This window comes from Coprothermobacter proteolyticus DSM 5265 (assembly GCF_000020945.1).
Taxonomy (GTDB): Bacteria; Coprothermobacterota; Coprothermobacteria; order Coprothermobacterales; family Coprothermobacteraceae; genus Coprothermobacter; species Coprothermobacter proteolyticus.
Genome location: NC_011295.1, coordinates 499,988 through 526,672, shown reverse-complemented (window position 1 = coordinate 526,672; position 26,685 = coordinate 499,988). Strand labels below are relative to the sequence as shown.

Below are 26,685 nucleotides of genomic sequence, written 5' to 3'. Positions count from 1 at the left end.
ATGTTAACATACATGCTGTAGAACGCAGGAGGTGTTTATTCTTGGACAGTTTACTGTGGTCGCAAATTGGATTGATGGCTTTAGGATTGCTGCTGATCTACCTTTCTTATCGTTTTGATTTGGAACCGCTTTTACTCATACCCATTGGCTTTTTCATGTTCATGGTGAACATACCGAATAGTCCTTTGGCAGAGCAAGGCGGCCTCATGGACCAAATGTTCAATGCGCTAATAAAAACAGAGCTCCTTCCCCTGATTATTTTCATAGGCGTGGGTGCCATGATGGACTTTGGTCCTCTTATAGCCAATCCAAGCTACATGATTTTGGGACTGTTTTCACAACTGGGCATATTCATCGCATTTTTTGTTGCCATTCTTTTTGGATTCGACATACCCAGTGCAGCATCCATAGCCAGCATTGGAACTGCTGATGGTCCCACGTCTATTTATGTGGCTTCGAAACTAAAACCTGATCTTGTGGGTACCATTTCCATGGCTGCTTACAGCTATGTGTCCATTGTCCCGTTGCTCATCCCACCTTTGTTAAAAGGGCTAGTTACAAGAAATGAGATAAAGGCACAAACTACCGCCAGAGGTGACATTAGCAAAAATGCCAGGCTCTTGTTCCCTTTCATCGTCACACTGACTGCAGGTTTTATCGCTCCTATGTCCTTACCACTATTGGGATTTTTGGTGTTTGGTTATTTCCTAAAGGAGAATGAAAAAACCCCTTCGCTAAAGGAAGCAGCTGAGGAAATTCTTGCGCCCGTGGCAACGATCTTCGTGGGCATGCTCATAGGAAGCTCGATAAGAGCAGAATCCTTTTTCCAGCTCCAGACCCTTGCTATTATGGGCATTGGATTGTTTGCCTTCATCATGAATATTGCAGCAGGCATTTTGGTCGCTAAGGTGATGCATATTGTGAATCGCAGCTTTAATCCCGCCCTAGGTGCAGCAGGAAATAGTGCATTCCCCATGGCGGCACGTGTAGTACACCGTTACGTGCAGAAGATGGAACCGTCAACATTTTTACTGCTCCCCGCAGTCAGTGCAAACGTGGCTGGACAACTAGGCTCCGTATTTGCAGGTACGTTCTTGCTACAAACAGTGCTATCTGGACTTGACAATCCTTTACAGATAGCAGGCGTAGCTTTCGGCAGAAGCTTGCTTGCCATGCTCGTATTGGTGATCATATTTACCGGGGTGAGAAAGTGGAAATAACGCCTTCCTTCTTACATAAGCTTTACCGTGGAAAATGGGAACTCCGAGTTAGAGTACCCTTAGCTCGCAATCTGCACGTGTTTTACACACCAGGCGTGGCAGAGCCTTGCCAGAGCATAGCTGCTGATAGCGCCTTGGTCTGGGATATGACAAATAGGTGGAACACCATTGGCGTAATAAGCAACGGAACGCGCATCTTGGGGCTGGGTAATATTGGTCCCGAAGCAGGCTTGCCAGTCATGGAAGGAAAAGCAGTTTTGTACAAATACTACGCTGGCATAGACGCAATTCCGCTTTGCATAAGGGCCGAAACCGAGGAAGCCATACTTGCCTTCCTCAGTGCCATTGAACCTTCATTGGGTGGCATAAACTTGGAAGACATAAAACAGCCTGATGCTTTCAATGTACTCACTGAAGCACGCAAGTTTTTGCGCATACCTATCATACACGATGACATGGAGGGTACAGGAATAATCATGCTAGCAGCTGTACTCGCTTCATCCTCCATGGCAGGACTAAAGCTAGAAAGCGAAAAAATAGTGCTTTTGGGAGCTGGCTCGGCAAACATGGGCTTCCTACAGCTGCTTGATGAGCTGTTGCTAGGCAACATAGGAAATGTAATAGTAGTTGATCGAGACCTGGTTTATAACAGTGAAAATAGCCAGCAGCATTGGATGGGAAACATTTTATCTAAAACTAACAAACTTGGCAGCAGTAATTTAGAAGAAGCATTAAAAGGAGCATCATTCTTAATTGCAGCTTCCCGCCCTGGTCCTGGCGTTTTCCCACTGGAGTATTTGAGGAATATGAAAAAACCTAACACTGTGCTTTCACTGGCTAATCCCGTACCGGAAGTATCCCGGGAAGAAGCATGTGCCATGGGAGTAACCATATACGGTTCAGGACGCTCCGATGATCCCAACCAAGTGAATAATTCACTCATCTTTCCTGGGCTTATGCTGGGGCTATTGGTTACTCAGCAGCAGTACAACACAGCAGTTGGTATAGAGGTGGCAAAAGCCCTTTCTGAGCTTGCCATGAAGAAGCAGCGTATTGTTCCACAGATGGATTCTGAGGTGCATCAGTTTGTGGCAAGAACCGTGGTAGAACACTTTTCAAAGAAATGCGCTAGTAAAGAAAATGCCTCTATGTGGGCTGAAGAACTTAACTGGAGAATGAACCGAAAGTAAAACCATCAAGGAGCAAGTTGGATGAAGAGAGGAGGATTTCCATGGAGATTTTGGCAATAGATGTGGGTGGGACAAAAGTGGACATGGGTATTGTCAAAGACGGAAAACTCATTGCCAGGGATCGTTTTCTTAACAGCCCCAGTGAAAACATTGTCAATTTGATTTCATCCTATATCAAAGATAAAGATATTGACGGAGTGGGCATTGGCGTAGCAGGACAGGTGGATTACGAAACTGGGACCGTCATATTTGGCGGGAATATTGGCTGGGAGAACTTTCCATTGGGAAGGCTCTTGCAGGAGGAATTGAATGTGCCCGTGTTCGTGGAAAACGATGCCAACATTTTTGCTTTGGGGGTCTGGAAGTACGAACTAGGTAGCAAACCTGAATCCGTTCTTGGTGTTACATTGGGTACTGGCATTGGTGGAGGTTTTGTTTACGAAGGCGATTTGCTCCGCTCAAAAAGAGGCGCCACTTTAGAAATCGGACACATGGTCATAGAAGCAGAAGGTCCAGCGTGCACGTGTGGTTCCCATGGCTGCTTGGAGTCATTGGCAGGCGGTTGGGCTTTAGAAAAATGGTACAGCGAACGCACAGGAGAAAAGCTTACAGGTGCACAAATCCATGAAAGAGCACGCAGTGGAGACAAAGAGGCAATCTTTCTTTATCAAAGACTGGGTTATTACCTGGGCATCGCTTGTGCATCATTGGCAAACATTTTGAACCCCGATATTATCGTTCTAGGGGGTAGCATCAGCGCAACCTTCCCCTTATGGCAAGACATATATGAGGCAGAGATCCGCAGACGCGCAGTGCCACCCGTAAAAGACACGCCAACCGTGGTTAGTACGCTGAAAGAGGCGGCATTGCTAGGCGCATCTGCATTAGTGGAACAAGCTCTTACTCGATGACTTCCCCATGTATGATTGGGACGGCATGTTTTAGAGCGGGATCCAAGTATTCGATAATCTCTTGAGCACCTTTTGTGGAACCAGGTAGGTTTATTATTAAGGTGGTACCTGCCACACCTGCTTTGGCTCTGGATAACACAGCATGTGGTGTTTTCTGAAGTGACAACATCAAAGCTGCAAATGACATACCTGGTATTTCTCGCTCAATGACCTTTATGGTGGCTTCAGGGGTAACGTCCCTTGGCCCAACACCTGTGCCACCAGAAGTTATTATGAGATCCATGCCCAGACGTACCCATTCCTTCAACTGATCAACGATGACGTCCAGTTCATCTGGGACAACCTTCACATCATGCACATGATATCCTAAGCGTTCCAGTGTTTCTTTTAATACGGGACCTGTTTTATCTTCCCTTTCACCGCGAAAGCACCTGTCTGAACAGATAAGAATGGAGCACGTAATTACGGGAGTCAATTTACTCACCCGAGAAACCTCCTTTGAATTTCTTACCTGCCGTAAGCCACCGGAGTCGTACATTGCTATTACTCCACGGCGCATTAAAGGCAGATCGGATCTGTCCTCTTTCCACAATCAAAGTAGGAGAAAAACCACAGTAGTAGCCGTCTTGGAAATCACTGAGGTCTGCGTGACTCAAATCCACTTCAGGAAGATCCTCATCATTTATTGACACAATACCGACATCTTCAATGACAGCATCAGGGTCTACGGCCTTTACCATGTCGTAAGTAGTCAAACAACAAACGAATGCGGAGAACCAAGCCCTACGCATAATCTCCTTTTCATCATCCCCATCGGCAACTAGCCTCACAGTAAAACTAAGTTCAGAAGGCCCCCAGTGATGCTTAATTTCCATGTGAGTTATGAATACTCGGCTACCAAAAAAACTATCACGTTTTGCAGCTAGGAACGCAGCCAAACGCGCCGTCTCCAAGAAAGGCCCCTTAGGGAGCTTCTCGCTGCTCACTAAGTCAAATTTATCAGGACGAAAGGCTACAGTCCCTTGAGCAGTTACTGTAAGCTGCATAGTATCACATCCCCTGCCTCCAGCTGAAAGTCTGGCACTTTCTCGAGACCATGTTCTGTGGCTTTTAGCCACCCCTTGCCCACCACGCGGTACCATATTCCCTTCTGGAAAGAAAAGCCTTCTCTATAAATCTGTGCTCGCCTTTCTAAGGTACCGGACTTCCCGCCTTCTTTGTGCGTAATAGCAGCAAAACCAAGATAGGGTATTTCCTTCATAAAACCTGCAGCTGCCATGATGGCTTCAAGTTCCAATCCTGTTTTGTAATCGCAGCTAACCTGCACTTCAATTACCTGTGCTTTGCGTTTAAACGAGGAATTAAGTGGTGCAATAGGTAACGGATGTGCCATGGGTATGAATTCATGCGTAAGAGTCATGGCTTTCCTTGCCAAAGGTACACTAAAACGAGTACCAAATAAGACAGCCTTTGTTACACGGTGAGATAATGACTTCTCACCAATGTTAACCATGATGGCTTGACCATTTTCAAAATGAGTGAACCGCATTTCTCGTTAACCTCCTCACATCACCCACCAAATACAGGGAACCGAAGACCAAAGCGTCTTCATCGCATTTGATTACATCCTGCTCTTCGCACACTGAAGACGATGTACCTTTTTCTTTCAAGAACTCCACGATGGTTTCAGGACTTTCCGCCCTCTCATAGGGCATTCTAACTACGTAAACATGGTTAGCCAAATCCAGAAACTGTGTTAGTACTGATCTCCAATCCTTATCTTTCATGGCAGCGAAAAAGATGTTCCATTTCTTACCGGGATACAGCAAGTCTAAAGAAGTTCTCAGCGACTGTGCAGCATGAGGATTGTGTGCACCATCCAAGATAATTAGAGGATTCTCCCTTACAGTCTCCATCCTGCCTGGCCAAAAGGCTTCTCGAAGCCCTTCTTGAATATCTGAAGCGTCGATGTTGTTAAGCTCAGTACTTGACAGCGCCAGCACTGTTTGTATGGCAGCTGAAGCGTTGTACCACTGGTGAACGCCCCTAAGAGCAAGTTGAAAGTCCAAGCTACCTGAATAACTGAGAAACTTCCCATCGTACCAAAAGTCTCTACCGTACCGGTAAACAGTAGCTTTTTTCCTTCTTGCGTTCACTTCCAGTATGTTCATGGCCGCAGGGTCAGTTTTACCTATTACAGCAACTGCATGGGGACGAAATGCGGCAGAAATAGCGTCTGCAATCTCTTCAATGGTGTTGCCGAGTAATCTCATATGGTCCATACCTACTGAAGTGACTACCACGGCTTTGGCAGGTAGCAAGTTTGTGGAATCGTAGTGCCCTTCAATGCCTACTTCTATGACGTTCCACTCAGTGCCCTGCTCTTCAAAGTAAAGCAGTGCCATGGCAAGCAAGCGCTCAAAAACAGTAGGCATCTCACCACTGACACGACAAGCTTTTTTGGCTCCTTCCATGACCTTAACATAGAGCCGTGCAAAATCCTCTTTGGAAATGTCATCTTTTCCCACGGTTATACGTTCAGTCCACTCTTCCAAATGCGGCGATATGAACCGTCCCACTTTGTAGCGCCTGCCCAAAATGGAATGCAGGTAGCTGCACACACTACCCTTGCCGTCAGTACCTGTTACGATGATGTTCTTTGTGTTAGCTTGGGGTAAACCCAGTTCATCCAGCAGAGCATCCATGCGTGTAAGGTCTGGCGTGCGGCCAAACCATGGAGCTTGGTTTAGTTCCTCGCTAATGCGTTCATAGGCATCTAGCATATCCGTTTCCATGTCCTCATTTCATCATATTGCTACTAATCTTTACAAACATTCCCTTTTTAACCACCAATCTCAGACATGTCAGGCCCAACTTCCTCAGGATTGCCTGCCACAGGCTTAATAGAAACAGCTTTAAGTAAAGCCTCTTTGGTGGCTTCTTTGCCCTGCTTAATGCTTTCGAAAGCTTCAACTTTAACATTCCGTAATAGGCAAGGATAAATGGCGCCGCTACTGGTAACGCGAATGCGGTTGCACTGTTTACATTGGTTCAGGCTGAAAAATCCAATAAAGCCAACTTCTACACCGTCATCGGTCAGATAATACTCAGCTGGACCACCACTGACCGCATTAGTACCTACGGGCCTTAGCTGGGTAAAACTCTCAATCATACTTTGAGCATCACCAATTGGCCTAAAAAGAGAAGAAAATGAACCGAGATTCTTCGGCATGAGCTCAATAAAACGTATAGGCAGATTGCGTTCTTTACCAAAATTCAACAGTTCTTTTAGATCCTTGGTTTCGTGCATGGTAGTAAAAACAGCGTTCAATTTTACAGGCAGACCAACCTCGAGTGCTTTATCAATTCCCTGCACAACTGTTGCTAAATCACCACCACCAGTGATTTGACGGAATTTCTCAGCATCAACAAAATCCAAGCTCACATTTAACCCATCTAAACCTGCTTCTTTTAGAGGCTCGGCTAAACGCGCTAGCATGAAACCGTTGGTTGTTGTGTGCACTGTTACATCCAACTCGTGAAGCATGGCAACTAGTTTATCAATGTCTCTGCGCAGCAGTGGCTCACCGCCAGTCAATCTGACCTTCTTTATGCCAAGCTCCTTGGCTGCCTGTACCAAAACGACGATGTCTTCAAAACGAAGTACTCTTTCTCTGGGCAGCATTTCTACTGGATGGCTGCAATACAAACAGTCGAAATTGCAGCGGTCAGTTACAGAGATTCGAAGATAGTTTATTTCCCTGCCAAAGCTGTCTTTCACCTTACTTTACACTTCCTTACTGTTATTTAATTTATTTGTTTTATTTTGATTCACTCTCAACGGCAGTATTCTCCTCTATCCTGGGTACTCGTGTTCTCATTCAACTAAACGGTAGCCGCCCATGTTGGAAAGACGAGCGCGGAACTGTTTACTCTTGATGAAGTCACTAATCGTGTCTGCTAGATTGGAGTACTCGGAAAGAAAGAACAAGTCATACTCCTCTTCAGCCACGGGGACGAAATCCAGTCCCAAAACGTCAGCAGCAAACTTAATGCCGAGCCCCACATCAGCTAACCCACTTGCCACGCACATACCCACCCGCAAATGCGAAAACTCTTCATGATCATAGCCTTTAATGTGATCCGGTTCTAAGCCCTTTTGTTGGAGTAAGTAATCCAGTAAGATGCGTGTGCCCGAACCCCTGTCGCGGTTCACAAAAACCACATCCGACCGTTCTAAGTCTTCCACGGACTTAATTCCCTTTGGATTACCTCTCTGAACCATGAACCCTTGCTCACGTTTTACGAAGGGTACTTTGATGGCATTAGCTGGAGCCATGCAGGTGTTGTACGAACCATCAGGACAAAGCAAATGTGCTCCTGCTGCTGCTGCCAGATTTTTTCTAAGAAGCTCCAAGGCCGTGGAAGAACCAGTAAAGACATAGTTTAGGAAAACGCCCATCTTGCGTAGATCACTAAGCAGAAACTTCAGGGCAATATCATCAGAGGCGACCAGCAGTGGCCAACCCACATAACGCATGAGGAGTTCAAGTTCACTTCCTTCAGTGAAACCTTCAGAATTTGCTGGGATGGTTAATACGGCGTTAGCCCTAACAACGCTGGACATAGCGCCAGCTCCACGGTTAAGTGGCATGAAGACCAATCCCTTTTGCGATGAAGCAGCGCCCACAACACCTCTAACAAATTCAATACTTCCTCCCTCAGAGGGTATTTTTCTACCGCTTAGCGCTTTGCCTTGCTGCCAACACTGAGGCAATAAGCCATAGTAGCTTTCGACTAAGCTATCGAGCACAAATTTAGCCACTACCCAAGTAGAAACAGGGAAACCTGGGAATCCAATAAATGGTTTTTCACGATAACTGGCCAAAATTGTGGGCTTGCCTGGTTTTATGTTTATACCATGTACGTAAAGTTGCTGCTGTAAATCGGGGTCCGAACCTTGCCCCATCAGTAGGTTTGCTGTCACGTCCCTTTCTCCGTAAGATGACCCTGCAATGGTTGCAATGATGTCCACATCATTGTAATAAGAGTCAATGACAGACCTTAGTGCGTCCACATTGTTGGGTACAGGTGGCAGCACAATGAAATCGAAATAATCCTTTAACTCATTTACTATGAACACTGAATTGGTTTCTGGTATTTCTCCTTCCTTAAGGACTTCCTCAGGGGATCGCACTTCGTCTCCGGTGGGTATGAGAAGAACTAAGGGCTTCTTGAGAACAGGGACCTCATAAACACCCGCAGCCAATAAAAGCGCAATATCCATGGGTTCCAGCCAGTGCCTCGCAGGAACCACTAAGTCGCCTTTTATGATGTCTTCACCAACTTGTCTCACGTTAGTCCCTTCGGCAAATGCTTTGAAGATGAGCTTCTTACCACCAGAATCAACAACGTCCTCCAGCGGAATTACGCAGGTTTCGCGAAATTCCAAAGCGTCTCCCGTGCTCACAACCCTGTAATTAGTGAGCTCCAAAGGATGTCCTTCAGAAGCGCCATATGTAACTAAAGCATCAACGGCGTAACCATCGTAGGCAGCCGCTATGTAATGTGGAACACTTCGGTTCGCCAGTATTTCTTCAGCCGTTACTCTGCCTAATGCTTGTCGAACAGGTATTGTCTCAACTTTTAAAGGAGGACACATGTTACGCAGAATCGCTTTTGCTTCCCCCAGTTCTCGCACTTCGTAATAGATCTTTCTCACAACAACAGCACCTCCACAACCTCACCGGGCTCCATTCCTTCACACTCGGGAGGTATCCTCAAGAAGCCTTCATTTCGCACCATGCTGCTTACCATACCAGACTTGGAGAATACAGGCTCTGCCCACAGCTCTTCTTCATAGCTGAGCCTGACCGGAATCCATTCTTCCACACCGATTCTGGAGAATACAGCGGTTCGCAAACGAGCTTTAAGCAGTGGCATTGGCTTTACGTTCTCACCTTGTAACCTTCTGAGCAGAGGCATTACGATTAGTGATGCGGAAACAAAGCAGGACATGGGGTGGCCTGGTAGCCCAACAAACAGTTTTTCCTTGACAATGCCAATAACCGTAGGTTTTCCAGGTTTTATGGTGAACCCGTGCGCAAGTACCGTACCACCAGCTTCTTCCACCGCACGTACTACCAAATCCCTAATGCCTGCACTGCTACCACCAGTCAAAACAATGACATCGTAATTTTGAGTAGCTTTATTTATGACTTCATGTATGTTTTCGAGTTCATCGCGAATAATGGAGCCCCTATGCGCATAAAATCCTCTTTCCTTGAGCATGGACCACACAGTTAAGCTGTTAGCATCACGGTACTGTCCCAAGTTAGGTACTTGAGTAGGTTCCACAATTTCGTTACCAGTAGCAGCCACAAATACCTTTAAAGGCCTGTACACCTGAACCTCCAACTTTCCTAAATAACTTAGCAATCCAACTACCTGTGGAGTAATGCGCTGACCACGTTTTAGTACAATATCACCTTGTTTCATGTCTTCGCCAGGCGAAACCACGTTTTCCAAGGGTGCAGCAGGCTTAAAAACCTCCACATAATTGCCACTTTCTTCAACATATTCAATCATTACAACAGCATCTGCGCCTTTAGGCAAAATAGCACCAGTAGGAATATAAGCACACTCACCTGGGTTAAGCTCAAACTGTGGAACTTCGTCTACGACAATGCTACCCACACGCGTAAGAAGTGATGGCCTTTCCACAGAAGCCCCTTTGACATCACGGCTCCGTACTGCGTATCCATCTACTTCAGAACGAGCCTTTGGAGGTATGTCCTCAGGTGCCAATACGTCCTCAGCGCAAACCAAGCCCAATGCATCATAAATTGACTTTCGCTCGGATAAAGGTTCTAATGGAATCTTTTCTGCGAGTTCCCAAAGCTTGCGTTGGTCAAAAAGATTCAAAAAAGCCATGAAAATATTATCGCATAGTTTTACTCATCATGGGACGCTGTTGTTCATGATTATGTACAGCATTTTTGAGTCGCCGGCTATGGATTCAGCTTTATTGAACGGTAACGCTGACTTGCTTCGTGAGCTCTTTTGTATTCCTCATCCAGTTTTTCCACAAAAGTATTCAGATCGTCAGTTTCATACACAGCAGGCGTTATGATACGCAGAAAACCAGAGGAGAAGGATGCCACTCCGCCAGCAACTGCATAATTCTTCTCCTCGTCCTCTGCGGTTTTTATGGTAACCAACCCCACGTCCAACGTGGCCACGAAAGGACTGTGTCTAGGGAGTACACCCATGTAACCATCTACCAGTGGTAATATGACCGATTTTGCCTCAAATAAAAGCATTTGATCGGAACTTATAATGTTCACCCTAAACATCAACACCAGCCTCGCTAATGTCACCGATCATGTACAGAGCGCTCTCTGGTACATGGTCCAGCTTACCATCGATTATGGCTTTGAAGCCTTCTACGGTTCTCTCTAAAGGCACGTACTTACCAGGTGCACCTGAAAAAGCCTCAGCTACAAAGAAAGGCTGGCTCAAGAACATTTGTATTTTTCTCGCCCTAAGTACAACTTCTCTATCTTCTGGACTGAGTTCTTCCATACCAAGTAGTGCAATGATGTCCTTTAGTTCTTCATAACGCTGCAAGAATTCCTTCACGCGCCCAGCCACTTGTACGTGATTGTATCCCACCACCTCTGGGTCAAGCATTTTTGAACTGCTTTGCAGCGGATCTACGGCTGGATAAATACCCACTTCAGTCAAGGCACGCGAAAGAACTACAGAAGAATCCAGGTGCCCAAAGATGGTAGCAGGTGCGGGGTCAGTGATGTCGTCAGCAGGTACATAAACCGCTTGCACTGAGGTAATAGCGCCCTCAGCCAAACTGTTTATCCTTTCTTCAATTTGTGCCACTTCGGAGAACAATGTGGGCTGGTAGCCCATGGCTGATGGCATCCTTCCGAGCAAAGTGGAGACTTCCATACCTGCCTGAGCATACCTGAAGATGTTGTCCATGAACAAAAGGATTTCACCACCATACTGGCTCCTGAGGTACTCAGCCACAGTAGCAGCAGCGTAAGGCGTTATTGCCCTAACACCGGGTGGCTCGTTCATCTGACCAAAAATCATGACCAAATGGTCCATGACACCGCTTTCTCTCATCTCTTCCCACAGCTCTTGCCCCTCACGTGTGCGCTCTCCTACACCGGCAAATACGGAGTAACCACGGTGCTTTATGGCGACGTTGTGAATGAGCTCCATGACCAAAACGGTTTTACCAACGCCAGCTCCTCCAAATAAACCAATCTTACCGCCACGTGGGAACGGGGCTAGAAGATCCAATGCTTTTATACCTGTTTCCAGAACAGTGGACACAGGAAGAACCGCAGTCACCTGCGGTGGAACGTTGAATACGCTGCGTTCTTCACCTTCGGGTTCTTCCTTCTGGTCAAGTGGAGCTCCAATACCCGAAAGTACACGCCCGATGAGCTGTTCTCCCACCTTTATAGTCATGGGCTTTCCAAGTGCAGTAGCTTTATCTCCTCTTCGGATGCCTTCGGTAGGACCCAGTGCCACTGTTCTTACCTTTCCTTCGCCCAACAGTGCTCTGCATTCCACCAATATGTCTCGCACCTTTATGAGCTCACGCTCAAAGGGGGTGTAATCAGTGAACTGAAGGTCCAAAACTGGACCGTGAATACCTATTACTTTACCTTCCATAGTTCATACCACCTACTATATCTTGTAGCTCCCTAGTCACACGCTCCTGCCTAGTTTGGGAAATCTTCAGTTTTACAGAGTCAGCCAGTTCTTTTGCTTTATCTTCTGCGTGCGTCATGGCCGACCAGCGCATGTAAAACTCACTAAACGCAGCTGAGTAGAAAGCTCGCAGCATGGTTGCAGTAAGGTAGGAACTTAATACCTGATCAATGATCTCCTCGGGCTCTCCAATTAGCTCTCCATGTCGCGCTTGCACTTCCAAGGTTATGGGGCTCGCTTTCTGAGTAACGTATTGCCCCTCTTTACCTGGCACCGACCGCACGAACACCAGCCAAAGTTCTGAGAAAAGCTCCTCAGTTATGCCCAAGAAGAAATCCACCAAAAGCGGTGTGTTCTTAGACTGATAGAGTCCACCAATGTAATCCACGGGCTTAATGCCAAGGTCCGAAAGTTTGTCAGGAGCCAATGTTCCAATACCGTAAACCCTGTCATTTTGCGTCAACTTTAAACTGACTAAACCTTCGGTCACAAGCTCGTTGTAGTTACCGCAAAGCCCTCCATCGCTGAAAAAAGCCAAGACTACGCGCGGAGCCAACGAAGGAGCATTTATGAATCGAGAAGACTGAATGACTTCTGAAGGTAGTAGTCCCAAAATGGCTCCCACACTGTCTAGCAACGCTTCGTCATACGCCTCCATTTGCTCAAAATCCCTGCGCACCCCAGCCATGTAATAACTATTAATAATCCTTAGTCCTCGAGAAATGCGACTGAGACCTTGGATAGTATTAAGACGTCTCCTAAGCTCCATTAAGCTTGCCAATTTTCATCGCCCTCTCGCCAGCCATGAGTATGAGCCTGGTAGTTTCATCGTCTAGTGGCTCATGGAGGTCTACACTCTTCAGCTGAGGCACTTCTGTCCTCAAGTACTCGCGTACGCTGTTCCAGACTTCCTTAACGTTGCCCACATCTGCTGCATCAAAGTACCCATTGTTCAGGAGCACGAGTAGTGCAGCTTGTTCCAACGAACTGTACAGTTCATGGGCTGCTTGTACAAGAAGCTTAATCGTTCTTTCTCCTCGGCTTAAGATTTTTTGAGAAGCATCATCCAACTTGCCGCCAAATCTTGTGAACTCAGACAATTCTTCATAGCGCGCCAATGTGGATCTCAAACCCGAAGAAAGCTTTCTTATCGCCGGGTACTGTGCCGCCCCACCTACACGGGATACCGACAGACCAATGTTTATGGCAGGCCGCCGACCCGCATTAAAAAGCCCACTGTCAAGGAACAGCTGACCATCTGTTATGGAGATGAGGTTCGTGGGAATGTATGCTGAAAAATCACCCAGCTGAGTCTCACAAATAGGAAAAGCTGTTATGGAGCCGCCATTGGTTAATTTGGCAGCTCTTTCCAAGAGTCGTGAATGGGCATAAAAGATGTCGCCAGGATAAGCTTCTCTGCCCGGTGGACGCCTTAGGAGCAACGTAAGTTCCCTGTAGCTGACAGCATGCTTGGAGAGATCATCAAAAACGATGATTACTTTTCTGCCTTGTTCCATGAAATATTCAGCAATGGAAGCTCCAGCATAAGGTGCTAAAAACCTAACAATGGCTGGGTCGCTAGCTGCGGCTACAACCATGACAACTTGGTCCATGACATCATTCACCTTGAAACTATTAATGATGGCAGCGGTATCTGAAACCTTCTGGCCAATACTGACGTAAACGCCTATAACGTCCTTACCTTTTTGATTTATGAGAATATCAGTGGCTAATGTGGTTTTACCTACTTGCCTGTCTCCCAAAATTAGCTCTCTTTGCCCGTGCCCAACTGGAATGAGCATGTCAATGGCAGCAATACCTGTTTCCACAGGTTCGTTGACCCTAGACCTTTCATACAAGGGCTTAGCAGGTCGCTCAACCGGGTAAACCTGAGCAGGAGTGAAAGTGTCGCCCTCCAGGACGTTTCCAAGTGGATCCAGCACCTTTCCCAACACATCATAACCCACCGGTATAGCAGGTACCTCGCCAGTGGCCAGACACATTTCACCTATGTGGACTTCACCACTGGTGGTAACTACATAGGAAAGCTGGGGGTCCACGTCCATGACAATGCCCTTTGCACCTTCTTCAAACTGCACGGTCTCGTAGTAGCCAATGTTTCCCAGGCCCTCCACCGTAGCTATGCCATCACGGTAAGCCACTACTCTGCCGTAGAATTTCTTCTCCAACCTTTGGGGCTGAACAACAATTCTAAAAGGCAGCTCGCGCTTAACTTCCAATGCCTTCTGCCTCCTCAATCTTTACGTACTCTCTGATCTGCTGTGCCAGGGAGTATTCGATCATCTCAGCTTTCCAGGAAAGCTGAAAGCCCAAAACAAGCTCTTCATCCACCTCAAAGGAGGATACACCAACTCCGGCTTTTTCTTGGAGCACATGTTCCACCCTGGCTTTCTGCTTATCGTCAAGTGGATGAGAGCTGGTAAAGATGTATGAACGTCCTTGCCCAAGCAAGGGCTTTATCTCATCAATACGGCCTTCTAGCAGCAGAGCAACAAAGTCACCATTGTGGTTTAGCCCCTGGAAAAATGCTTTGTAGACATTTGTCACAACGTCCTTTATGGTATCGTCGATCTGCTGCAAGGCTTCTTTCTTAATGCGATCGGCTTCGGTTCTAGCCGCATTTACAATTTGTTGATAAACTGTCTCTGCTTTCTTCCTAGCATCGGCCTGCTCATTTTCCTTAAACGCCTCTATTTCTTTCATGGCCTGTTCGTAGTACGTCCTAACCTCGTACTCAAGCTCCTGTCGCTCATGTTCTAATTGTTCTTCTCTGGACGCAATCTCCAGTTCTTTCTGCTGTAGTTCTTTTTCCTTCTGTAACCACTGCTCTTGCTGGTCTTTTATGGTCTTCAGCAGTGGACCAAACAGGTATCTCTGAAGTATCCAATAAAGAATCAGTAAGTTAACAACGGCTGCTGCTAGCGAAAACCAGTTAAAGGTCATAGTCCATCACACAGCTCTTCACTTGCTCACTAAACGCCTGGTCTAACAAACAGCATCAAGAAAGCCACAGCCAGAACGTAGATAACCAAAGACTCAATAAAAGCAAAAGCTATAAGCGTCAAGCTTCTTATGTCTCCAGATGCATCAGGCTGACGAGAAATGGCCTCAAAAGCCTTTCCCGCAGCTATTCCCATGCCCAAAGCAGCTAATCCAGCTGCAATGCCCAACGGCCATCCAGCAGATAAAATGGCAGCAACTACATTACTCATGTTAAAAGACCTCCTTCTTCCAAAAACTCAGCGGTATAAGCCATACCCAGAGTCATAAAAATGTATGCCTGAATGAAACCTGTAAACATGCTTAAGCCCAATAACGGTATGGGCGCAATCAAAGGAACTAGCAAAGATATGACAGCAACAGCCAAATGTTCACCTGATACGTTACCATAAAGACGTACAGACAGAGACAGTAACCTGGTTATGTGTTCCATCAAGTTTAAAGGGAACATCCACCACGCCGGAGAGAAAAACACAGCAAGATACTTCTTCCATCCCATTTTTCTTATGGCATAAGCATGTATCCAAATGAGCAAAAGTAAAGCCAAACCTACTGTTACAGATAGGTCACGTGTGGGAGCTACAAATCCAGGTAGCAGCCCCAACCAGTTCGCCGTTAGAATGTAAACAAAAAATGTGGCTAGAAAAGGCATAACTTCCTCAGCATAATCACCGAGAAGTTCTTTTCCATAGGAAACCAGCCAATTCCATAAAGCCATGACTGCGTACTTCCACGTGCCCTCTTCCTTTGCCTTCAAGCTTATATACCAGCACAGTAACCACAGTAACCCAGTAACTACAAAACTCCAATAAAAACTGTTCACTGAAAGCGTGAGTTCATTACCCATTTCTTACCCTTCCTCGCTTCAGAACGTCTTTTATAAAAACTCTAAAAGATAAATAGATGCCAATCAGCAGCAATGCCACTGTAAATGTGGGTAATGTGCCCAACCACTGATCCAAGTAGTAGCCGGCCACACCAAAAATACCCATGGACACAAGCAGGGTTGCTCCAAAGGTGTAAGCGTCACTGAACGCCGCCCAGAACCTGCCCGATCCAGCTTCTACAGGTTTTCTTTGCTTCCGTATTTTTCTAAACCTTCTTGGCATGCCCAAATTATAGAACATTTTTTGCCAGCTGAGTACATCAACCGAGAGTTTTCTTAACATTTCTTATTTTTGCCGAATATAATATAATTCAAATAACTGAAAGGAGGTTATTTCCTTGGATGTACTGTGGAGTTTACTTTGGCTTATCATAATCTTTTCTGCCATGTCCCCGGCTGTGCATCAACATTACTTGCAGGCAGCCAGGCAGACACTCATACGTGCATGGGAGAAGAAAAGGCATTCTCGTTTAATTACCTTGATTCACAGGCAAGAAAGCGTGGCTCTGTGGGGGCTACCAATTGCCAGATACATTACCATGGAAGATTCTGAAGCCGTTTTGACTGCTATTAGAAGTACACCTCCCGATACTCCCATTGACTTAGTACTGCACACACCGGGTGGTTTGGTACTCGCAGCTGAACAAATTGCAAGGGCACTCTATATGCACCCCGCAAAGACTACAGTGATAATACCTCACTATGCCATGAGCGGTGGCACACTAATCGCGTTGGCAGCGGATCAAATTATCATGGACAAGCACGCTGTGATTGGACCATTGGACCCACAAATTAATGGCTTGCCTGCAGCCAGCATATTGCAAGCTGTCAAGGACAAAGGTGTTCAAAACGTTGATGATCAAACCCTCATATTGGCTGACATAAGTCGCAAAGCTATTGACCAGGTCAAAGACACTGTAAAGTGGTTTCTAAGAAAGCACATGGACGAAGAGAAAGCCGAAGAAGTAGCAACCCTGCTTTGCGAAGGGTATTACACACATGATAACCCCATCTTCGCTGAAGAGGCCAAGCAGTTGAATCTGAACATTGACACCTCCATGCCAAAAGAGATTTACGACCTGCTCATGCTTTACCCGCAGCCCGCAGGGTCACAGCGAGCAGTCTCCTACTCCAAAAACGTAGAGGCTCCCACAGATGTTTCCGTTATTCGATATAAATAGACGTCGCACTTTTCCGGTTAGGACGATTCTCATTATTGTCATAAACATCATCGTGTATGCGTTCGTACAACCGCTGCTACCAGATTCCTTCTACATTAGTCCACAAAAATTCTTGAGTATGATTTCTGTGAACCCACTAAACTTGACACCCTGGGGCTTGTTGTTTTTAAGCATGTGGTTACATGGAAACCTGTACCATCTAATATCAAACATGTGGTTTTTGTTCATATTTGGAGATAACATTGAGGGAGATTTCGGTAAATTCTACATTCCGTTTTACCTAATTGGTGGAATGGTCGCAGGGCTTGCTCATATTTACATGATGCCTCAAAGTGCCGAGTTTTTCGTTGGCGCTTCTGGTGCCATATCCGCAGTTATGGGCGCTTATTTGGTGTTCTATCCACACGCCTACATAGCCACTTTAATATTCCTGATCTTCTTCGTTACCGTGGTAAATATTCCGGCTTGGTTCTGGCTTTTGATCTGGTTCTTTCAAGGAAACGTACTACCCACACTGCTTAACAGCATGAGCTACGTGGCATATTGGGCGCACATCGGAGGGTTTGTTTTCGGAGTCATTGTGGCATTTATGGTACTACCCATAGTCCGAAGGCGCCGAAGAAGTGAACCTTATTCCACGCCTTACTATTGGTGAGCTTGTTTTATGCTGATAAAACCTCAAAGTACGAGCTCTTTTCCCTTAAATTGGGATGCCATCTTTCCAGAGAAGAATCCGCTCGCAGTGGAAATTGGGTTCGGTAACGGGAAGTTCTTGAAAACATTAGAGACAACCGGTACCAACGTAGTAGGATTTGAGGTCTCGCTCTTAAGCGTGGAAAAAGCCATGAAAGTGATTGATCACACGAAAACTGCGCTGCTGCTTATGGACGGTATTTGGGGCCTCAGAGAGCTGTTTTCGGAAAGAAGCGTAGACGCATTGTACATCAACTTTCCCTTACCTTGGCCTCACAAGAAACATGCATCAAGGAGACTTTTTACATTACCAAAACTACAGATATACGCCTCACGCCTTGTGGACAACGCGATCTTGCAGCTTCAGACCGACGTGAAAGAATACGCCGAAGAAGCTATTAGAAACTCTGAAGAAAGCGGACTCTTTTCGTTAGCTGATTACGCGGTTAGGAACGAGGTTCAAGTTGGAACGAAATATGAACAGAAGTGGGTAAGTCAAGGTAAGAAAATTTACAAAGTTGTACTTAGAAAAAAGCGGCATGTTTCAGTGCCTAACTACTTAGACAAGGAGGTAATTATGCCTCACGCAATAGTGCATGATTCACATGGCACACTGAAAGCAGGAACTTATAGAACCACGTTCGGCACTATTAAGTTGTGGGAACCCTTTAGTAATAATCAGGCAATGCTACTAATCCCAGCCATTGTCAGTGATGATGACTTCATTGGGGTTTCACTACAGCAGCGTGTTTATATTTCCGTTAGTCCACACAGAGAAGGTTTCATCGTCAAGTTAGACAACCACGCTGACGTTTTCAAAACAGAAAACGTAAAATCCCTTATTTGGTTAATTGCAAATCAAATATCAAATGGAAACATAAAAAGGATAAACGTGCAACCTCCATCAAAGCTGGAATACGAACCTGCTTGACAGCTCCTTTAGCGATTCATGATCTGTAAGATCGAGACCAACTGGCGTTAACGTTACGAAACCCTGGCTTAGCAACTGATAATCCCCATTGTTGCTTTGCTCTGGTTTTGACCGTTCCCCAGTAACCCAGTAGTAAATCTGGCCTCGGGGATCTTCACGTCTTTGAACCCTATTAGTCCAGCCATGACGACTCATGGTTGCCCAGGCAACCCCTTTAATTTCCTCCAGCTTAAGTGCAGGCACGTTAATGTTCAAAACCCAATCACTGCTGGTAGCATTTAACAATCCTTGATCCAATAAGCTGATCAGCACTTGAGCGGTGATTTCAAGGTGTTCCCTTTCTGGGCTTTCTGAGGAAATAGCAATAGAAGGTTTACCGTTAACCACACCTTCCGAAGCAGCGCCCACTGTTCCTGAGTAAAGCACATCAATACCACAGTTCGTACCATGGTTGATGCCAGCAATGACTAAGTCTGTATCGGGAACCAAATCGTTCAGTGCCACCAGCACACAGTCAGCAGGCGAACCATCTACCACAGTATAACCCTCGTAACCGTTGGGCATAAACACTTTTCTGAGTCGCAGGATGGAATCCAAGGTGAGAGAGTGACTGGTAGCGTTCTTTGTCCTATCAGGAGCTACCACAGTTATTTCTGCCTTTCCCCATTTAAGAAGATGTGTCACCAAAATATTTATACCTTCTGCAAAAATGCCATCATCGTTTGCAACCAGTATTTTCCGCACATTAACCTCCTAATCAATCATTGATTAAAAAAACAAGATAACCCAGAATTGGCATTACTTGGTAATTTTACCCTCTTTACATGCCACATGTGCAATGCACACAATATCTCTCTTCAAGATAACTTGATACCCAACACAGAGGCCAACTTTTCAGAGAATTCTCCAGTACTTTCGTGGAAAACGTAGTCTGCCCTGTCGTCATAAGGGGTTGGTAGCAGATTCACGACCACCAATTTAGAAACCATGGCTGGCAGCTGGGCTACGGGATACACCTCAAGACTACTTCCCATAACTATCATTAGATCGCTTGATTCTACTTCCCTGACTGCTTGGAAAAACGTATCGGGCATGGGATCTTCGAAAAGAACCACATTGGGACGCAATAGTCCTCCGCAGCTGCATTGAGGTATGTTACAGTCGTTGAATTGCTTCCAAGCTTCTTCCAAAGGGTATTCCTTATGGCATCGCAAACAAGTAACTGTCTCAAGGTTGCCATGGACTTCGTACACATTCTTGCTGCCAGCCCTCTTGTGAAGTCCATCAATGTTTTGTGTGATTACCGCCTTTATGAATCCAAGCCTTTCCAACTCAGCAACGAGGAAATGAGCTTTATTGGGCTTTGCTGCTTTGTACTGCATCCACATGGGTAAATTGAACTCCCAAAACGTCTTGGGATCTGTTTCAAAGGTGGATCTGCTCACATACTTTATGGGATCATATTTTCTCCAGAGCCCTTGAGGACCCCTGTAATCGGGTATACCGCTCTCAGTGCTTATGCCAGCGCCAGTAAGAACCACGGCATGTCCTGAGTTTTTCAATAGTTTCGCTACTGCCTCATAATCCGACAGCATGTTTTAACCACCCCACTTTGTTTCATTTTATAACAGGTTGTTCGGTATTCTGTTGCATTTTTAACACTGTTAAGTTAACATTATTAAGAAGAAGGTGGTGGTACTAAGATGGAGAACCAATCAGAAACTATTCTAGTCGTGGAGGACGACCGAAACATTCTGGACGCCATCGAACGAAAGCTTACCAAAGAAGGCTTTAAAGTCATTAAGGCAATGAACGGCAAAGAAGCTTTAGAAAAGTTCTATGCACACCAGCCAAACTTAGTCTTACTTGACCTAATGCTACCCTTGGTAGATGGCAAGGAAATACTTAAGGAGATAAGAAGCCAGTATGACACACCCATAATTGTAGTTACAGCACGTGAAGAGGAAGTAGACCGAATTCTGGGATTGGAACTTGGCGCTGACGACTACATCACAAAACCTTTCAGCTTGCCCGAGTTAGTGGCCAGAGTCAGGGCAGTGCTTAGACGTACTTATGGCATGAAAAAAACAGTGGGAGAAAGAAGACTGGTTTGCGACGATATTGCCCTGGACTTACGCGGTCATGAGCTGAGAGTGAACAACCGGTCATACTTGCTACCCAAAAAACAGTTTGAGCTTTTGCGCATACTCATGTCAAGAGCCGGTGAAGTGTTAACCCGGGAGTATTTGCTAAATGAAATCTGGGGTGCTGACTACTATGGAGATAAGCGCACTTTGGACGTTCATATTAAGTGGCTCAGAGACAAAATTGAACCCAACCCGAACGAACCTAAATACATACTGACTGTGAGAGGTGTGGGATACAAGTTTAACGGCGACGTAAGGAAGGAATAGTCGCATGGGTGGTGCCGATCTTGCTCTTCTAGTAGTTGTCCTATGTGCTCTTGCTTCTGTAGTGGTGTTGTTCCAAACGGTCTCCACACAGGATAGACGAAGCGAAGAGAACATGGCTAAAGACCTATTGGAAAACTTACCCGTACCTGTCTTCGTGCTGGACGATGATTTTAGGATAATCAGATACAATGGGCTTTTCGAATCCTTAGTAGGTAAGGCCCCTCTGGAAAGATTTCTTTATGAGGTCTTCAGGGACCACAAAGTCATCGATGCACTACAAACCTGCAAGAAAGAAGGTACTGCGTCAACGCCTTTTTACCTAACACCATCAGCCGAAAAAAGATCCTATTACATGATCCTTAAGAGAACAAACGGTGAGATCATCGGAACCATTGAGGAATGCAGCCACGGAAGCACAAAAGAAGACGTTGAACTTTACCAAAAAATGCTCCACGAACTTAAAACACCTTTGAGTTCGGTTCGGCTCATGCTAGAGCTTTTGGAGGAGGAAGAAGACCCTGTGCAGCGAAAAGATCTTACCACACGCATCATAGACGAGATGGACAGGCTGAATCAGCTGACAAGCGATTTAGCACTTTTAATCAAGATGGATCGTGGCTTGGTGGAACGCATGGATAAGGTAAACATAGTTAATTTGCTCAGTGAAGTCATTTGGCAGATGAGCGTGCTTGCTGACAACAAGAGAGTTTCCATTGAAGCAGAGATACCAAGTCACAGCATATTCGTTGAGGGAAGTAAAAGTCTGTTAAAATCCCTCTTCTTAAACTTGTTAGATAATGCCTTAAAGTACAGCCCTGAAAGGACAAAAATAACTGTTACCCTGCAGGAACAAGAAGAAAACGTCTTAATAACAGTTGCCGACGAAGGAGAAGGAATTCCAGAAGAACAGCGAGAAAAAGTGTTTCAAGATTTTTACAGAGCAACTAGCAAGGCAGACGGATTGGGCCTTGGTCTGGGCATTGCTTTGGAAGTAGTTAAATTCCATGACGGTAGGTTGTGGTTGGAACCCAACGAACCTCATGGTTTGAAAGTAAATGTTGCCCTTAGAAAGGCTTAACAAATAGGTAGTGCAAGTGGAGGTATAATCTTCTTTGTGAAGTCAACGACCAAATTACTTGAAGAACGTTTAATTTATCTTTCTTCCTTGGCTCGTGACACCTGTAGGGCGGTATTAGATGCGGTTGAAAGGAAAAGTCCCGCTAATGCCAATGCAGTGCTGGCGCTTGACCAAAAAGTAGATGAACTGAACAAAGACATTCAGGAAACGGTTCTACAAGTAGCAATGGAATGCCCAGACGACATCGCATCAGTGATTATCATTGGTAAGATAGCCCAGGACATTGAAAGGCTAGTTGACCATTCCATGAATGTGGCTCGCATTGCAATTGATCCCACAGTCCCCAGTGAAAGCTATGATTTTTACGCACTTACCTTTAAGCGCATGGGTGAAATAGTTATAGAAATGCTCGACGAAGCCATTGATGCTTTCATAAACCGTGATCCTGAGATAGCAAAACAAGTTGCCAAGAAAGACGACGTACTAGATACCATTTACGCTGATTTGAAGAAAAGGCTAAGAAGTGGTCAGGAAAACCTAAAGCTTGAGGAAACCATAGATCTGATGCTGGCAGCAAAGCATTTAGAGCGCATGGGAGACTATGTAACAAACATTTGCGAATACACCACAATGCTTACCACTGGCGTACAGGCAGACCTAAATTAACTAAAAGAGCCCGTCACATTGATGCATGTGCGCGACGGGCTTCTTAAATCTTAAAGGTTGAACTTACAATCTTACAAGAAGGCCAGCCAACTAAGCCATAGTCCAACCGCCATCCACAGGCAGAACGGCTCCTGTGATGTAGGCAGACAAATCCGATGCCAGGAACAAAGCAGCATTTGCAACGTCCTCAGGTTGTCCAAACCGACCCAACGGTATGGGAGCCAAGAACATAGCTCGAAGCTGAGGGTCAGCTAATACATCCTTAGTAATGGCTGTCTCTGAAGTGCCGGGGCATATGCAGTTCGCTCTTATGCCAAACTTAGCGTAGTCCAAAGCTACTGCTCTGGTAAGAGAAACCACGCCTCCTTTAGACGCTGCGTATGCAATGGCCTCAGGGAACCCAATCAAAGCCGCCGCAGAAGCTGTATTTATGATGGCACCGCCACCATTCTGCTTCATGTGAGGAATGGCGTACTTACATCCAAGAAATACGCCTTTCAAATTCACATTGAGAATTCTGTCCCAGTCTTCAACCTTTTGCTGCTCAGCGTTACCCGGGACATATATGCCCGCATTGTTGAAAATGATATCCAGCTTTCCGAACGCTTTAACAGTTACATCCACAAAACGCATTACGTCCTCTTCGCTGGAAACGTCGGCTTTAACGTAGATGGCTTCGGCTCCCATGGACTTTATTTCATTTGCAACCATCTTCGCGGCTTCCTCCACGTAGTCCACCACAGCCACCTTTGCCCCTTCTTTCGCAAAAAGAAGAGAGGTGGCTCTGCCAAAACCGGAACCCCCACCAGTAATAATGGCCACCTTGTCCTTCAACAACATTTTATCCAACCTCCTTTTTTATAGTCGTTATTAATTACTTTCATTATAACAGTAGTTAAGATGCGTCATCAAAGAACAGCTATAACATGGAAATGACTGCAGCAAACCTACGAAAAGAAGGGGCCTCGCCTGAGCGAGGCCCCAAAAAAGAAGAGAGAAAAGAGAGAGAGAAATATTTAAGTAATTTTCCTGTTGTCTAGACTACTTAACGCCCATTGTTTCCTTGATTACATCTGCAAGTATTTTGATTCCCTTGTCGATGTCTTCAACTTTGGGTTGGCTAAAGTTCAAACGTGCGGTGTTCTTCCCTTGCCCATCTGCGAAGAAAGCTGAACCTCTCACGTAAACAACCTTGTGCTCAATGGCTTTGTCAAACAATTGGTCGCAGTCCACTGTTTCTGGAAGGACTAGCCACACGAAAAATCCACCTTTCGGCTTACTCCAGTAAACGCCGGGAATATCAGACATGTACTTGTCCAGTGCTTCTAACATGGCTGCATGTTTTACCTTGTAAATGTCTCTCATGGCTTCAATATGTTTCATGAAATGACCTTTCTGCATGTAAAGATAGGTTATGTACTGCATGTAAGCACCGGTGCACAAGTCCGCTGCCTGCTTTGAAATGGCAATTCTGCGAATGATGTCTTTGTGAGCTACAATCCAGCCAAGACGGAATCCGGGCACAAAGGTCTTCGAGAATGTGCTGAGGTAAATCACATGGTCGCTATTATCAAAAGACTTTACGCAGGGTGGCCTTTCGCCCTCATACACCAAGTAGCTGTAGGGGTCGTCTTCCACAATGAGGAAATCCTGCTCCTCGGCAATCTCTACTATACGCTTTCTTCTTTCCAAACTAAGCGTGTAACCAGCAGGGTTTTGGAATGTGGGTATGACATAGAGGAATTTGACTTTCTTCCCCTTCTTCTTTAGGTCAATTACCATTTCTTCTAGTTTTTCAGGAATGATGCCGTCGTCATCGGTGGGCACTGACACGTAATCCGGTTCGAACGGATCGAAAGCAGATAGTGCTCCAAGGTACGTTGGAGCTTCTACCATGACCACATCACCGGGGTCAATAAGAACCAAACCCACTAAGAACAGCGATTGTTGGCTAGCAGTGGTAATGATGATGTTCTCTTCACCAAGCCCTTTTACGTTTTCCTCTTCCTCCATGAACTTCACCAAGTACTGGCGAAGCTCTGGTACACCTTCAGTAGCACTGTACTGCAAAGCTTTCTTGGCGTACTTATCTAGTGCTTCCACTGAAACTTCTTTTAACTCTTCCACAGGAAAAACGTCTGGGTCTGGATAACCACCTGCGAAAGAAATGAAACTCGGGTCGCCTGAGTACTTGAATATTTCCCTAATAGCTGACGGTTTTAAACTTGCTCCCCTTTTGCTGATAAAGTCTTTAGGTTCCATGTCTAGTCTACCTCCTTGCTTAATCGTAGGACAAAATCATTATAACATGCGCTTAAAGAATATCTTATGCTTTTAAGATTTTTGAAAGGAACTGCCTTGCTCTCTCCGTTTGCGGGCCTTCAACGAAGAATTTATGCGCATCGGTATCCTCAATTACACGGCCGTCCTCTAAGAACACTATTCGAGTACTCACTTCCTTAGCAAAACCCATTTCATGGGTGGCCACTACCATGGTCATGCCTTCTTCAGCTAATTCCTTCATTACATCCAAAACTTCTTTGGTGTATTCAGGGTCCAGGGCGGAGGTAGGCTCATCAAACAAAATCACATCCGGTTCCATGGCAAGTGCTCTGGCAATAGCAACTCTTTGTTTTTGGCCACCCGACAAGGACGAAGGCAGAGCTTTTGCTTTTTCAGCCAAGCCAACCCGATGCAAGATTTCCATGGCTTGGGCTTCTGCTTCTTGGGGTGATTTGCCTAAAACTTTTATGGGTCCAATGGTTACATTTTGAAGCACGTTAAGATGATTAAACAGGTTGAAAAGCTGAAAAACCATGGACACCTTTTTTCTTAGTTCGTTGGCATCACGGCTCCTTGGATCAATTTTCTTTCCCCTAAAATAAATCTCACCATCTGAGGGTTCCTCGAGCAGGTTTAACGTCCTAAGTAGCGTAGTCTTACCGCCACCTGAAGGTCCCATGATGACAACAATCTCTTTTTGGTGAATAGCCAAACTTACCCCTTTTAGAACCTCATGCTTGCCAAAACGTTTCACAATGTTTTTAGCTTCCAAAATAGGCATCATTTCTAGAACTTGAACCTCCTCTCCAAGTAGGCAGAAAGCTGAGATCCTGGTATGGTAGCTAATAAGTACAGAATAGAAGCACCAAGCAACGGCGTAAACACGTTAGCTGTGTAAGAAATCATATTTCTGCTTCTGAGCATGAGGTCAGCCACTCCTATGACTGAAACCAAGGACGTGTCCTTGAGTAGAGCCACAAACTCATTAACCAAAGGAGGAATTACCACACGAAAAGCCTGAGGCAAAACGATGAGCCTCATAGCCATGCTTCCAGTCATACCTATAGCCCTGGCAGCCTCCATTTGTCCCCTGTCAATGGATTCAATACCTGCTCTAAAAATCTCACCTGAGTAAGCAGCACTATTTAACCCCAAAGCGACCACTGCCGCAGTTAAACGGTCAATATTGAGGCCCAAGGCAGGCAAGCCAAAATAGACCAACATTATCTGCATCAGTGCCGGAGTTCCTCTTATCAGCTCAATGTAAGCAATGGAAATTCCCTTAAGTATCCAGTTTGTGGAAATCTTCATGAGCGCTAGTATTAAGCCAAATACCAACCCCACTAGTAGCGAAGACAATGTAAGTCCCAGTGTGGTTAAAAAGCCCGACCACAAAATGGGAAAAATTGTCACTAACAACTCCCACCGAAAGTCCATAAGCACCCTCTTTCCTTGATAGCTTTCTTAGT

30 protein-coding genes are annotated in these 26,685 nt (G+C 45.6%); 9 read left to right on the top strand and 21 right to left on the bottom strand.

Translation table 11 applies throughout. The annotated features are described in order from the left end of the window. Window positions 1–41: 41 nt before the first annotated feature. From COPRO5265_RS02685 to COPRO5265_RS02675, 3 genes are read left to right on the top strand one after another with little or no spacing between them, the layout of a single operon-like run. Complete coding sequence (locus tag COPRO5265_RS02685) at window positions 42–1,220, top strand: sodium ion-translocating decarboxylase subunit beta (RefSeq protein ID WP_012544642.1); 1,179 nt, start codon at window positions 42–44, stop codon at window positions 1,218–1,220. Next, window positions 1,211–2,410, top strand: a complete 1,200-nt coding sequence (locus COPRO5265_RS02680; protein ID WP_012544578.1) for an NAD(P)-dependent malic enzyme — start codon at window positions 1,211–1,213, stop codon at window positions 2,408–2,410. The genes COPRO5265_RS02685 and COPRO5265_RS02680 overlap by 10 nt, the downstream gene beginning before the upstream one ends. 41 nt (window positions 2,411–2,451) lie before the next feature. After that, on the top strand, window positions 2,452–3,321 hold the full coding sequence (locus COPRO5265_RS02675; protein ID WP_012544399.1) for an ROK family protein: 870 nt from the start codon (window positions 2,452–2,454) through the stop codon (window positions 3,319–3,321). On the opposite strand, the gene COPRO5265_RS02670 is transcribed toward COPRO5265_RS02675, so the two are convergent. The 15 genes from COPRO5265_RS02670 to COPRO5265_RS02600 all read right to left on the bottom strand — a co-directional run bounded on the left by COPRO5265_RS02670 (window position 3,311) and on the right by COPRO5265_RS02600 (window position 16,193). Beyond that, window positions 3,311–3,805 carry a MogA/MoaB family molybdenum cofactor biosynthesis protein gene (locus COPRO5265_RS02670; RefSeq protein ID WP_012543919.1) on the bottom strand — a complete coding sequence of 165 codons (495 nt, stop codon included), beginning with the start codon at window positions 3,803–3,805 and terminating at the stop codon, window positions 3,311–3,313. The genes COPRO5265_RS02675 and COPRO5265_RS02670 overlap by 11 nt on opposite strands. After that, window positions 3,798–4,367 (bottom strand): cyclic pyranopterin monophosphate synthase MoaC, encoded by a 570-nt coding sequence (locus COPRO5265_RS02665; protein ID WP_012543750.1) that lies wholly within the window; start codon window positions 4,365–4,367, stop codon window positions 3,798–3,800. Before COPRO5265_RS02665 ends, COPRO5265_RS02670 begins: the two co-directional genes overlap by 8 nt. After that, window positions 4,352–4,870 (bottom strand): cyclic pyranopterin monophosphate synthase MoaC, encoded by a 519-nt coding sequence (locus tag COPRO5265_RS02660; protein ID WP_012543706.1) that lies wholly within the window; start codon window positions 4,868–4,870, stop codon window positions 4,352–4,354. Before COPRO5265_RS02660 ends, COPRO5265_RS02665 begins: the two co-directional genes overlap by 16 nt. Beyond that, the gene (locus COPRO5265_RS02655) at window positions 4,851–6,116 is read right to left on the bottom strand and encodes a bifunctional folylpolyglutamate synthase/dihydrofolate synthase (RefSeq protein WP_107689294.1); all 1,266 of its coding nucleotides are present in this window, start codon (window positions 6,114–6,116) and stop codon (window positions 4,851–4,853) included. The genes COPRO5265_RS02660 and COPRO5265_RS02655 overlap by 20 nt, the downstream gene beginning before the upstream one ends. Window positions 6,117–6,163: 47 nt before the next feature. Further along, entirely contained in the window at window positions 6,164–7,102 is a 939-nt protein-coding gene (locus COPRO5265_RS02650; protein ID WP_012543542.1) for a GTP 3',8-cyclase MoaA, read from the bottom strand. Between the two features lie 96 nt (window positions 7,103–7,198). Then, entirely contained in the window at window positions 7,199–9,043 is a 1,845-nt protein-coding gene (locus COPRO5265_RS02645; protein ID WP_012544365.1) for a substrate-binding domain-containing protein, read from the bottom strand. After that, window positions 9,040–10,254: a molybdopterin molybdotransferase MoeA gene (locus COPRO5265_RS02640; RefSeq protein WP_012543960.1), complete on the bottom strand. Its 1,215-nt coding sequence runs from the start codon at window positions 10,252–10,254 to the stop codon at window positions 9,040–9,042. Before COPRO5265_RS02640 ends, COPRO5265_RS02645 begins: the two co-directional genes overlap by 4 nt. Window positions 10,255–10,331: 77 nt before the next feature. Continuing rightward, window positions 10,332–10,676, bottom strand: a complete 345-nt coding sequence (locus COPRO5265_RS02635; protein ID WP_041735621.1) for a F0F1 ATP synthase subunit epsilon — start codon at window positions 10,674–10,676, stop codon at window positions 10,332–10,334. Next, on the bottom strand, window positions 10,669–12,024 hold the full coding sequence (atpD, locus tag COPRO5265_RS02630; RefSeq protein ID WP_012543762.1) for a F0F1 ATP synthase subunit beta: 1,356 nt from the start codon (window positions 12,022–12,024) through the stop codon (window positions 10,669–10,671). The genes COPRO5265_RS02635 and atpD overlap by 8 nt, the downstream gene beginning before the upstream one ends. Then, window positions 12,014–12,844, bottom strand: coding sequence for a F0F1 ATP synthase subunit gamma (locus COPRO5265_RS02625; protein WP_012544606.1), 831 nt, complete (start codon window positions 12,842–12,844; stop codon window positions 12,014–12,016). The genes atpD and COPRO5265_RS02625 overlap by 11 nt, the downstream gene beginning before the upstream one ends. Continuing rightward, window positions 12,822–14,303 carry a F0F1 ATP synthase subunit alpha gene (gene atpA, locus COPRO5265_RS02620; protein WP_012544315.1) on the bottom strand — a complete coding sequence of 494 codons (1,482 nt, stop codon included), beginning with the start codon at window positions 14,301–14,303 and terminating at the stop codon, window positions 12,822–12,824. Before atpA ends, COPRO5265_RS02625 begins: the two co-directional genes overlap by 23 nt. Next, window positions 14,293–15,027, bottom strand: a complete 735-nt coding sequence (locus COPRO5265_RS02615) for an ATP synthase F0 subunit B (RefSeq protein WP_012544128.1) — start codon at window positions 15,025–15,027, stop codon at window positions 14,293–14,295. Before COPRO5265_RS02615 ends, atpA begins: the two co-directional genes overlap by 11 nt. A gap of 29 nt (window positions 15,028–15,056) precedes the next feature. Then, the gene (gene atpE / locus COPRO5265_RS02610) at window positions 15,057–15,296 is read right to left on the bottom strand and encodes an ATP synthase F0 subunit C (protein ID WP_012544564.1); all 240 of its coding nucleotides are present in this window, start codon (window positions 15,294–15,296) and stop codon (window positions 15,057–15,059) included. Further along, window positions 15,293–15,931 (bottom strand): F0F1 ATP synthase subunit A, encoded by a 639-nt coding sequence (gene atpB, locus COPRO5265_RS02605; RefSeq protein ID WP_012543928.1) that lies wholly within the window; start codon window positions 15,929–15,931, stop codon window positions 15,293–15,295. The genes atpE and atpB overlap by 4 nt, the downstream gene beginning before the upstream one ends. Continuing rightward, entirely contained in the window at window positions 15,924–16,193 is a 270-nt protein-coding gene (locus COPRO5265_RS02600) for an AtpZ/AtpI family protein (protein WP_143708092.1), read from the bottom strand. The genes atpB and COPRO5265_RS02600 overlap by 8 nt, the downstream gene beginning before the upstream one ends. A gap of 115 nt (window positions 16,194–16,308) precedes the next feature. On the opposite strand from COPRO5265_RS02600, the gene COPRO5265_RS02595 reads away from it, so the two are divergent. From COPRO5265_RS02595 to trmB, 3 genes are read left to right on the top strand one after another with little or no spacing between them, the layout of a single operon-like run. Beyond that, window positions 16,309–17,151, top strand: coding sequence for an SDH family Clp fold serine proteinase (locus tag COPRO5265_RS02595; protein ID WP_041735615.1), 843 nt, complete (start codon window positions 16,309–16,311; stop codon window positions 17,149–17,151). Then, window positions 17,126–17,806 (top strand): rhomboid family intramembrane serine protease, encoded by a 681-nt coding sequence (locus tag COPRO5265_RS02590; protein WP_012544100.1) that lies wholly within the window; start codon window positions 17,126–17,128, stop codon window positions 17,804–17,806. Before COPRO5265_RS02595 ends, COPRO5265_RS02590 begins: the two co-directional genes overlap by 26 nt. A gap of 9 nt (window positions 17,807–17,815) precedes the next feature. Continuing rightward, complete coding sequence (gene trmB, locus COPRO5265_RS02585) at window positions 17,816–18,775, top strand: tRNA (guanine(46)-N(7))-methyltransferase TrmB (RefSeq protein ID WP_012544655.1); 960 nt, start codon at window positions 17,816–17,818, stop codon at window positions 18,773–18,775. Here the strand turns inward: trmB and surE are convergent. Next, window positions 18,749–19,519, bottom strand: a complete 771-nt coding sequence (surE, locus tag COPRO5265_RS02580; RefSeq protein WP_012544212.1) for a 5'/3'-nucleotidase SurE — start codon at window positions 19,517–19,519, stop codon at window positions 18,749–18,751. The genes trmB and surE overlap by 27 nt on opposite strands. A gap of 113 nt (window positions 19,520–19,632) precedes the next feature. Next, window positions 19,633–20,370, bottom strand: coding sequence for an NAD-dependent protein deacylase (locus COPRO5265_RS02575; protein ID WP_012543881.1), 738 nt, complete (start codon window positions 20,368–20,370; stop codon window positions 19,633–19,635). Between the two features lie 108 nt (window positions 20,371–20,478). Here COPRO5265_RS02575 and COPRO5265_RS02570 point away from each other — a divergent pair, with 108 nt between their 5' ends. Genes COPRO5265_RS02570 through COPRO5265_RS02560 form a run of 3 tightly spaced genes read left to right on the top strand, consistent with a single transcriptional unit; the run spans window position 20,479 to window position 22,933 of the window. Continuing rightward, a complete protein-coding gene (locus tag COPRO5265_RS02570) occupies window positions 20,479–21,189 on the top strand; it encodes a response regulator transcription factor (protein WP_012544833.1) in 711 nt (236 codons plus the stop codon). Window positions 21,190–21,193: 4 nt separating this feature from the next. Continuing rightward, on the top strand, window positions 21,194–22,267 hold the full coding sequence (locus tag COPRO5265_RS02565) for a PAS domain-containing sensor histidine kinase (RefSeq protein WP_012543987.1): 1,074 nt from the start codon (window positions 21,194–21,196) through the stop codon (window positions 22,265–22,267). A gap of 36 nt (window positions 22,268–22,303) precedes the next feature. Further along, the gene (locus COPRO5265_RS02560) at window positions 22,304–22,933 is read left to right on the top strand and encodes a phosphate signaling complex PhoU family protein (RefSeq protein WP_012544238.1); all 630 of its coding nucleotides are present in this window, start codon (window positions 22,304–22,306) and stop codon (window positions 22,931–22,933) included. Between the two features lie 90 nt (window positions 22,934–23,023). On the opposite strand, the gene COPRO5265_RS02555 is transcribed toward COPRO5265_RS02560, so the two are convergent. From COPRO5265_RS02555 to COPRO5265_RS02540, 4 genes are all read right to left on the bottom strand, one after another. Next, window positions 23,024–23,773: an SDR family NAD(P)-dependent oxidoreductase gene (locus tag COPRO5265_RS02555; protein WP_012544896.1), complete on the bottom strand. Its 750-nt coding sequence runs from the start codon at window positions 23,771–23,773 to the stop codon at window positions 23,024–23,026. A 201-nt stretch (window positions 23,774–23,974) separates the two neighbouring features. Next, window positions 23,975–25,195, bottom strand: a complete 1,221-nt coding sequence (locus COPRO5265_RS02550) for an aminotransferase-like domain-containing protein (RefSeq protein ID WP_012543646.1) — start codon at window positions 25,193–25,195, stop codon at window positions 23,975–23,977. A gap of 64 nt (window positions 25,196–25,259) precedes the next feature. Then, window positions 25,260–25,991 carry an amino acid ABC transporter ATP-binding protein gene (locus COPRO5265_RS02545; protein WP_041736033.1) on the bottom strand — a complete coding sequence of 244 codons (732 nt, stop codon included), beginning with the start codon at window positions 25,989–25,991 and terminating at the stop codon, window positions 25,260–25,262. Window positions 25,992–26,002: 11 nt separating this feature from the next. Next, window positions 26,003–26,629 (bottom strand): amino acid ABC transporter permease, encoded by a 627-nt coding sequence (locus COPRO5265_RS02540; RefSeq protein WP_201763832.1) that lies wholly within the window; start codon window positions 26,627–26,629, stop codon window positions 26,003–26,005. Window positions 26,630–26,685 lie beyond the last annotated feature (56 nt).

Bases quoted from the DNA above. Each gene is read 5' to 3' on its own strand.
- COPRO5265_RS02675 (WP_012544399.1), top strand. From the start codon at position 2,452: ATGGAGATTTTGGCAATAGATGTGGGTGGGACAAAAGTGGACATGGGT.
- COPRO5265_RS02665 (WP_012543750.1), bottom strand. From the start codon at position 4,367: ATGCAGCTTACAGTAACTGCTCAAGGGACTGTAGCCTTTCGTCCTGAT.
- COPRO5265_RS02660 (WP_012543706.1), bottom strand. From the start codon at position 4,870: ATGCGGTTCACTCATTTTGAAAATGGTCAAGCCATCATGGTTAACATT.
- COPRO5265_RS02655 (WP_107689294.1), bottom strand. From the start codon at position 6,116: ATGGAAACGGATATGCTAGATGCCTATGAACGCATTAGCGAGGAACTA.
- COPRO5265_RS02640 (WP_012543960.1), bottom strand. From the start codon at position 10,254: ATGGCTTTTTTGAATCTTTTTGACCAACGCAAGCTTTGGGAACTCGCA.
- COPRO5265_RS02635 (WP_041735621.1), bottom strand. From the start codon at position 10,676: ATGTTTAGGGTGAACATTATAAGTTCCGATCAAATGCTTTTATTTGAG.
- atpD (WP_012543762.1), bottom strand. From the start codon at position 12,024: ATGGAAGGTAAAGTAATAGGTATTCACGGTCCAGTTTTGGACCTTCAG.
- COPRO5265_RS02615 (WP_012544128.1), bottom strand. From the start codon at position 15,027: ATGACCTTTAACTGGTTTTCGCTAGCAGCAGCCGTTGTTAACTTACTG.
- atpE (WP_012544564.1), bottom strand. From the start codon at position 15,296: ATGAGTAATGTAGTTGCTGCCATTTTATCTGCTGGATGGCCGTTGGGC.
- atpB (WP_012543928.1), bottom strand. From the start codon at position 15,931: ATGGGTAATGAACTCACGCTTTCAGTGAACAGTTTTTATTGGAGTTTT.
- COPRO5265_RS02600 (WP_143708092.1), bottom strand. From the start codon at position 16,193: ATGCCAAGAAGGTTTAGAAAAATACGGAAGCAAAGAAAACCTGTAGAA.
- COPRO5265_RS02590 (WP_012544100.1), top strand. From the start codon at position 17,126: ATGTTTCCGTTATTCGATATAAATAGACGTCGCACTTTTCCGGTTAGG.
- trmB (WP_012544655.1), top strand. From the start codon at position 17,816: ATGCTGATAAAACCTCAAAGTACGAGCTCTTTTCCCTTAAATTGGGAT.
- COPRO5265_RS02575 (WP_012543881.1), bottom strand. From the start codon at position 20,370: ATGCTGTCGGATTATGAGGCAGTAGCGAAACTATTGAAAAACTCAGGA.
- COPRO5265_RS02570 (WP_012544833.1), top strand. From the start codon at position 20,479: ATGGAGAACCAATCAGAAACTATTCTAGTCGTGGAGGACGACCGAAAC.
- COPRO5265_RS02565 (WP_012543987.1), top strand. From the start codon at position 21,194: ATGGGTGGTGCCGATCTTGCTCTTCTAGTAGTTGTCCTATGTGCTCTT.
- COPRO5265_RS02555 (WP_012544896.1), bottom strand. From the start codon at position 23,773: ATGTTGTTGAAGGACAAGGTGGCCATTATTACTGGTGGGGGTTCCGGT.
- COPRO5265_RS02550 (WP_012543646.1), bottom strand. From the start codon at position 25,195: ATGGAACCTAAAGACTTTATCAGCAAAAGGGGAGCAAGTTTAAAACCG.